The sequence below is a fragment of the Oleiphilus sp. HI0123 genome, from assembly GCF_001635315.1.
On sequence record NZ_LWGE01001414.1, the window covers coordinates 1 to 7,971 of the forward strand.

General features: G+C 48.0%; 8 protein-coding genes. All 8 read right to left on the reverse strand.

The genetic code is table 11. The annotated features are described in order from the left end of the window. Positions 1 to 1,393, reverse strand: a 1,393-nt coding sequence (locus A3761_RS18180; protein ID WP_197473104.1) for a cobaltochelatase subunit CobN, incomplete at its 3' end; no start/stop codon positions are given. Positions 1,394 to 1,472: 79 nt separating this feature from the next. Continuing rightward, a complete protein-coding gene (gene cobW, locus A3761_RS18185) occupies positions 1,473 to 2,567 on the reverse strand; it encodes a cobalamin biosynthesis protein CobW (protein WP_068515065.1) in 1,095 nt (364 codons plus the stop codon). 90 nt (positions 2,568 to 2,657) lie between these two features. Further along, entirely contained in the window at positions 2,658 to 3,446 is a 789-nt protein-coding gene (cobM, locus tag A3761_RS18190; RefSeq protein ID WP_068515059.1) for a precorrin-4 C(11)-methyltransferase, read from the reverse strand. Then, positions 3,443 to 4,234 carry a precorrin-3B C(17)-methyltransferase gene (gene cobJ / locus A3761_RS18195; RefSeq protein ID WP_068553735.1) on the reverse strand — a complete coding sequence of 264 codons (792 nt, stop codon included), beginning with the start codon at positions 4,232 to 4,234 and terminating at the stop codon, positions 3,443 to 3,445. The genes cobM and cobJ overlap by 4 nt, the downstream gene beginning before the upstream one ends. Positions 4,235 to 4,296: 62 nt before the next feature. Then, positions 4,297 to 5,094, reverse strand: coding sequence for a cobalamin biosynthesis protein (locus A3761_RS18200; RefSeq protein ID WP_068511655.1), 798 nt, complete (start codon positions 5,092 to 5,094; stop codon positions 4,297 to 4,299). Then, positions 5,087 to 5,875, reverse strand: coding sequence for a precorrin-2 C(20)-methyltransferase (cobI, locus tag A3761_RS18205; RefSeq protein ID WP_068511653.1), 789 nt, complete (start codon positions 5,873 to 5,875; stop codon positions 5,087 to 5,089). Before cobI ends, A3761_RS18200 begins: the two co-directional genes overlap by 8 nt. Then, a complete protein-coding gene (gene cbiE, locus A3761_RS18210; protein WP_068511651.1) occupies positions 5,868 to 7,172 on the reverse strand; it encodes a precorrin-6y C5,15-methyltransferase (decarboxylating) subunit CbiE in 1,305 nt (434 codons plus the stop codon). The genes cobI and cbiE overlap by 8 nt, the downstream gene beginning before the upstream one ends. Next, positions 7,172 to 7,813: a precorrin-8X methylmutase gene (locus A3761_RS18215; protein WP_068511648.1), complete on the reverse strand. Its 642-nt coding sequence runs from the start codon at positions 7,811 to 7,813 to the stop codon at positions 7,172 to 7,174. The genes cbiE and A3761_RS18215 overlap by 1 nt, the downstream gene beginning before the upstream one ends. Positions 7,814 to 7,971: the final 158 nt, after the last annotated feature.

Below are 7,971 nucleotides of genomic sequence, written 5' to 3' on the forward strand. Positions count from 1 at the left end.
TGACAGAAGTTAGCAATGCTTCGATCAATGCATTTCCCGATTCGGGAATATCGCTAACGGGGTAACCAGCATCGGCCAAGGCACTCAGAATTTGGCAGGCTGAATTGGGTGTGTCTAACCCAACGCCATTCCCTATCCGGCCATCCTTCGTCGGATAATTCGCGAGTATCATCCCGATGCGTTTTTCTGAATTTGGCTTCACCGCAAGTCGGCAATATCGCCATGCTAATTCCGCTACGAAATGTGCCCGTTCAGCATTTAATTCATATTGAACGATACTCGACTGGGCATGCTCGTCGTAGAAACTCTCGCTCTTAAAACTAAGTGCACGGGTTGCAATCCTACCATCCATTTCAGGAAGCACGACTTGCATCGCTAAATCTCGGCTTCTCAAGCCTTGGCTATGCGCTAACCAGTCTTCTTCTGTACTACCTGACAATACCAACTGCAAAACAACAAGGTCTTTCTCAAAGGGCGATTGGAAAGTACTTGGCTCAGAACTAAGATCGGGGCTCGCCACGGTATTGGTTGCAAACCCAGTCGCATTCAGTACCAACTGTACATTTGCCTGGTCGATTAATGCGTTAACCAAGGAGAGTGATGACGGGTCTTTTAGCGAACTAATCGCAACGGGTAACACAGAAAGCTGATGCTGTTCCAAGACACTAATTAGCGCATCGAACATCGTGGTATTAGCGCTTTGCAAATGACTTCGATAAAACAACAGCATTACGGTTGGATTATCTTGGCCAGCCTTATTGCTTACCTTGTCTTGCCAAGCTAATAAGGTCCCCTGCTCTACACCCGGCTCGTAAATCATACATTTGGGTAAGGGCCTCGGCTCTTGCCATGACAACGTTAGATCAGCTAATAATCTGACATAACGCGCAATAATAAAGTGATAAAGATGTCGGGCATTCTCGACGCCGCCTTCACGCAAGTAACGCCAAACACGGTGCGCATCCTGAGGCACTACCGAACTAGCATCAGATAAGTCCGGATCAGGATTATCATCCCCAGGAACCACAATTAAGGTTCTAGGAGCGTCCGGTGTTTGTGCGTTCTGCCAGTCAACCAAGCGCTCCAAACCATAGGCCCAATAACTCGCGCCACCCAATAAGGATACGACAACGACTTGGGCCGACTCCAAGACCTTATGCTCATACAAGTCATACGCAGCAGGCTTTAACAATTGCATCCAGTTCGCCAAACGCACTTGCGGAAAGTTCACATCGTGTTGGTGATCTTCGTGCATATTTTGTAGCGCATACGACAGTGCAGACAAACTACTGTCTGCCGATGTCAGTATAACTACCTCTGCGGGGCTTTGATCGAGATCGATAATACCTTCATCATCGACAAAACCACCCGGTTTAGCTGCTAGCAAATGCATAAAAAAATCACCAAATTCTGCCTTTCAATATCGCTTGTCTAATGGGTGCGTTTAAACCTGTTTGCCTAAACCCGTCCACCTAAACCAGGGCGTTTTCTAATACGCTTTGGATGACCGCTTTCTCGATGCCTTTTCCGATAAAAACGAGCGATGTTTTTCTTGGCTCGCCTGCTTGCCATGGGCGGTCAAAATAACTGTCTAGACGCTTACCCACAGCCTGCAATACTTGTCTCATTGGCTTACCTGGCAAAGCTGCAAAACCTTTTACTCTGAAGATATTGAAGTCACTAACAACGTTTTGTATCGCTGCTTGAATTTTATCGCTATCGACTTCACCGATCTGAATCACAAACGAATCGAAATGGTCATGTGCATGCTCGTGATGTTCGCCGTGCGCATGGTGATGATCATGGTGATTATGTATTTGCTCGATACGCTCTTCAGCCGCAGCATCAATGCCGATGATGGCATTGAGCTCTGCTTCACCGTTACTGATATAGGTCGTTTTGACTTCGCTTGGTACGCGCTTGCCGACAATCGTTTCAACCAATTGACGTTGTGGCGCGTCTAGCAAATCATTTTTGCTAACCACAACCAAGTCTGCAGCACTCAATTGATCGTCTAACAGTTCTTGCAAGCTAGGGTCGTGATCAAGACTTTCATCGGCCAAACGCTGTGCCTGAACCTTACCTTCATCGTGCGCAAATCGCCCTGATGCCACCGCTGGACCATCGACAACCGTTACCACGGCATCGACGGTGCAATATTCTTTAATGCCAGGCCAATTGAATGCCTGCACTAAGGGCTTGGGTAGTGCTAAGCCACTGGTCTCAATCAGAATGTGATCGATATCATCACGACGCTCTACAAGCTGCTGCATAACAGGCAGAAACTCTTCTTCCACCGTACAGCAAATGCAACCATTGGCGAGTTCGTAAATACCATTGTTAGCGCTAGAGTCGGAGTCAACAACACCACTTTCAGCACCATCTTCTTCACAAGACAAAGGACAGCTACGTAGCAGGTCCGCATCAATATCAAGTTCACCAAATTCATTGACAATAACGGCGATTCGTTTGCCTTCAGCTTGCTGAATGACATTTGATAGTAAGGTGGTTTTACCACTTCCTAAAAAGCCAGTAACGACGGTGGTAGGTATTTTATTTAATTGCATCATTTATCTCGCTGTACTCTCGTTGTTGTTCTATCTTGGTTGTCTTTGTGCTTAATCAAACTCACCGACAACGTGTGTTGTTTTCTGCTGCTAGCGCTTCACTTGTCTCGGTACATCTGGTTTAACCTTGGGCCGATAGACATGCGCTTTGTCTTTGGCATATAGATAAGAATCGGCAAAATCGTCGGTATCCAACACATGACCGACCAGGATCAAAGATGTTCGAGTAAATTTCTTTTCGCGTACTTTTTCGACGATATCTTTTAATGTTCCTGTGACTTTGTCTTCATCGGGCCAACTGGTTCTGTAACACACAGCTGCAGGGCAGTCTTCGCCATAATGCGGAATCAGCTCTCCAACAATTTTATGGATGCGGGTGACGCCAAGATGGATCGCGAGGGTCGCGCCGCTTTGTGCCAGCTGCGGAAGCCGCTCTCGCTCAGGAAACGGAGTTTTGCCTTCATAGCGCGTCATAATTAGCGTTTGAGAAACGCCAGACAAGGTCAACTCTTTACCTAAATACGCGGCAGACGCAGCAACAGCACTGACACCCGGTATGATTTCATAATCAATACCAGCTTGCTCTAGCCGTCTAATTTGCTCACCAATCGCACCATAAAGTGAAGGGTCACCACATTGAAGCCGCGCAACGTCTTTACCTTCTTGGTGGGCTTTCTCAATGTGCTGGCTAATTTCTTCTAAGTCGATAGAGGCGGTATCGACAATCAACTCTGCTTTATCTTCAACTGAATCCAAGACCTCTCTGGGTATCAATGAACCGGCGTACAAAACAACAGGACAACGCTCAAGTATACGCTGGCCTTTTAGGGTCATGAGCTCTGGGTCACCCGGACCGGCTCCAATAAAATAGACTGTCATAGTTTTTTCTTATAGCCTCTTGGCGTGTAAACCCATTCTTTTTTGCCATTGACGATATGTCGAGATTCGCTGTTTCCAACGCTCACAAGCGTGAACATATCAACGTCTTTGGCATCTAACTTATCTAGGGTGGTAATGGTGATGGACTCGTCTTCACGGGTTAATTGGCGCCCCAACAAAACGGGCGTCGAAGCCGGTCGGTACTGGAGCAAAACGTCTCGCGCATGGTTCAACTGCCAATCACGCTTTTTAGATACGGGGTTATAGAACGAGATAACAAAGTCACCTTGGCCAGCGCTATGAATACGCTTTTCGATCGTCTCCCAAGGCGTTAGCAAATCAGATAACGATACGGTACAAAAATCATGACCGAGCATGGCGCCGACACGGCTTGCGCCCGCTTGCATGGCAGAGATTCCAGGGACAACGTCTATCTCAACATCTAGCCATTCTGGATGATCTAAGGCCTCGCCTTGCGCTTGCTTTAAGAGTTGTTGATCCAACAATTCAAACACCAACGTTGCCATCGCATAAATGCCGATGTCGCCACTCGAAACCAAGGCGGTTGTTTTACCGCTAGCCGCGAGATCTAAGGCGAGTTTAGCTCGCCCGATCTCTTCCCCCAAAGGTAACTCGTGATGTGTTTTTCCATCACACACATCACCTAACAAGTCGAGATACAAACCGTACGCGACCAAATCTGAACTGGCTCCAATGGCGCTAAGCGCTTTCGGCGCCACAAGAGATCTATCACCAGGACCGGTGCCCACTACAAATAACTGACTCATGCTAATTTTGTTTCCTGCTCTTAATTCAAATGAACTATTTTTCCAATACGACCTAAGCACTATTACTTATCTGACGCTGTCTTAGTAAAGCTCCGTGCAATCGCGCACGTGGCTTTCTTTGTCTTTTGTTTCGATAAAACCAACTCCGCTGGCGCAGACGTCGTCTTTTGTGCCGAATACAATGCCGCCGATTCAGCGACCCCATACACGCCAACTGTGTCGAATATATAATCTGACTTTACGCTCAGCTGAGACTCAACCGTCGCCAACTGATCTTTGTCCCATGTGAGATACGGTAAAGCCAGGGATGCCGCCAAATCGATTAACCCTTGTTCGTCCGCCTTAATATCAATGCTTGCGATGCCGCTAATCTGTGAAAGCTCTAAACCCTTTTCCACAAGGCATTGTTCTAGCAAGGCACGAAGTTCTGACTCAGGGCAATGCCGCTCGCAGCCCATGCCCACGATGTAGATTGGTTTCAAATACGGATCCGCCGTCGTTAAGACCAAGCTTGCACTGAGTACTTCCGAAATAATTCGCCCAAACTCATTCGCGCCACCTTCATGCCCGGACAGCAAGGGAATAACAAATTCGCCACGTTCATCCAGAACGAGGACGGGCGGGTCTTCATGTTTGTTCACCATTACCGGCGCGAGTGTTCGCATGACAATGCCTGTGGCACAGATTAAAATCTGTCGTTCGCCGGCGCGAAATGAGTCTTGCACCGTTTGCGCAAAGGGTTGCGGTTTAAACGACACCTCGACTTCATTCGTAAGCGCAGTTGAATCGGTTCTAATTGCGCTTGCTAAGCGTTCTGCCAAACAGCGCCCGGCTTCGGTTAACGCGAAAATTCTAATCACGACTTCTCTCCTCTGAGCTACGATCTGCCGATGGTAAAACCACAAACAAAGAAAAATACGGCCCTTGCTCTGGAGATAATTGAGTTATATCGCTCACAATCTTCTGATTATCTCGGCCGATATATTCAAGATACGTGGCGTCGGCTAATCTTCCCGTTCGCTCAAGCAATGCCAATATTCTTGGGCGGGCCTGCCCTGCTTTCATGATCACCACACTATCGTGCTCGCTAAGGGCTCGCTCTATTTGCGAATCCTGATGACGGCCACTGACCACAACAAACGATTCTTTTAACATTGTAAGCGGTTGCATCATCGCGCTGGCAGCAGCATTCACAGACGAAATACCTGGGATCACCTGACAGGGGTAGTCATCCTGAAGCCGCTCAAGTAAGTAGGCAAACGAGCCGAAAAATAAGGGGTCGCCTTCACACAAAAACGCCACATCCTGCCCCGCATCAAGCGCCGCTTTTATCCGAACAGCGCCACTGTCGTAAGCGTGATTCGCTAAGGTACGATCCTTCGACATCGGCATCTCGATCACGACATCCTCAAGAACATTAAGACCCTGATCCGCCGCTCTCTCTTCACGTTCTGTCAGCGCGTTTCTTGCAATCATTTTCGCTTGTGAGCTACCGGTTTCACCACTGAGATAGCTGATCACTGGCGCGTTCTGGATTACTTTGAATGCCTTCATCGTTAGTAAGTCAGGATCACCCGGCCCAACGCCAACACCATAAAAGGCGCCGAGCTTATTCTGATTGACCTGCTGCTGGTTAGACATGATCCAAGGCCTCATTCGTTGCTGTCTTTTCTACTTTCACAAACTTATAAAGTGTGACGGGTAGTTGTGGTTTGTAATACAACTCACCCGCCAGCGTTTCGCCGCGACTAACGGCCAGCTCAAATGTTTCGACATGGCTTGTTTCATCGCTGAACCGAGATTGGTAAAACTGATAAAGTTGTTGGCGCGTTTGTTCGGTCACGGCACTGGCGACGACCATCCCACGCTCTGGTAGTTGCTCCCAGGCTAGATTTAGAATGTCTAATAACTGACCGCCGCTTCCGCCCACAAAAACCTTGTTAGCCGCGGGCAAAGTTGAACAAATATCAGGTGCACTGCCCTCAACAATTGACAAGTTTGGTTCAACTGCGAAACGGTGCTGATTCGCCTTCAAGCAGTCTAACCTCTCCGGATGATGCTCGATTGCATGAACCTGGGCACCTTTACCCCACAACGCTAGCTCTGTGGCAACACCACCGCAACCTGCCCCAACATCCCAAATGCAATCGTCTGTTGTCGGTTCTAACAAAGACAATATCGCTAAGCGAACTTCACGCTTGGTAATCATGCCTTTACCGGGTGCTTTGTCCGTCACAAACTGCTCATCCGGAATTCCCGGAAATGTCGGCGTATATTGCGTCGATTCAAGTGTCTGTAAACACACGACATTTAAGGGATCAAAACGTTGGCTTTGTGCCTCTCCATCAATGAGTTCATCAATTGATAATAGACGTACCCGTTCGTCTGAATAACCAAGCTTTTCGCAGACCGTCAGCGCTGCCATTTCAAAGCCACGGCGTTGGCATTCTTTAGCAATTGCATGCGCAGAACTATTTTGATCAGTGAGCAATACATAGCATGTATGCGGTTTGAGCTGAGTGGTCAAAGATTGTAATGGACGACCATGCAGTGAAATAACCTCAACATCTTGTAAGGACCAGCCGAGTCGATGGCAAGCGGCTTGAATGCTGGACACGCCCGCATGAAAACAAAGTTGATCTTGCCTCAAATCCGAAAAGCTCTGCCGTACCCATTTTCCGATACCAAAAAATAGCGGATCACCTGAGGCTAGCAAGGCAACTGTTTCACCTTCGTCCAGATAGCTCGCCAATTGCCCTTTTAAAATAGAGAGCTTAGGAAGCTGCTCAGTCACCTGCCTTTCTGAAATCCACCAGCGAACCGTCTCTAACTGTCTCTGGGAACCAATAATACGATCTGCTGACTGCAAAGCACTCAAGGCGACTTCGTCCAAGTTCGCTTGCTCCGAAACGCCAAGGCCAATTACATGTAAGGGCATTAATACCACTCCCCGCGATTACAGCGTAAAAGCGCATTACAAGCCGCGGCGGTAACTGCACTGCCACCTTGGCGGCCAGCCAAGGTTATACACTCCACGCCTAATTTTTTGTGTTCTTCCCAAAGCGCTTCTTTAGATTCTGCTGCGCCGACAAAGCCGACTGGCATGCCGATGATAAGCGCCGGTTTGTCTGCGCCTTGTTCCAACATTTCAAGTAATCTGAACAAGGCCGTTGGAGCATTCCCTATCAATACAACGCTGTCTTTCAAGAAGGGTGTCCAAGAACTTAAGGCAGCCATCGACCTTGTTTCGCCTAGTTGTTTAGCCTGTTGAATGGTGTCGTTATCGTTCAAAAAACACAGGGGCTCTCGTTCAATCATGCGCTTAGTAACGCCTTGCTTGACCATCTCCACATCGCACAAAATTGGCTTATTCTGACCCAAGGACGCTCTGCCTTTTTCGCAAGCACCTGCGCTAAACAGAATCTTATCCGTCAGCTCGGGCATACCTAAGCTATGTACGACACGCATCACGACCTGTTGTTGTTCTTTATCGAAACAACTCAAGTTGCTTAGCTGGCGAATCAGCTCAAAGCTTTGTCGCTCAATCGCTTTCGGGTCCAATTCGTAATCAAATGGCATCTCGGTTTCCTATACGTTTTTTTCGCTATTGTTTTGCTCAGTATCTTGATCCTCAAGGGTGAGAGAATCAGACAGCGAACTTTCGACGTGATGTAGGCAGTCATCAAGGTCACTGAACAAATGCTTGACTGGCGATATGTTTGGGCGCGTCAACATCA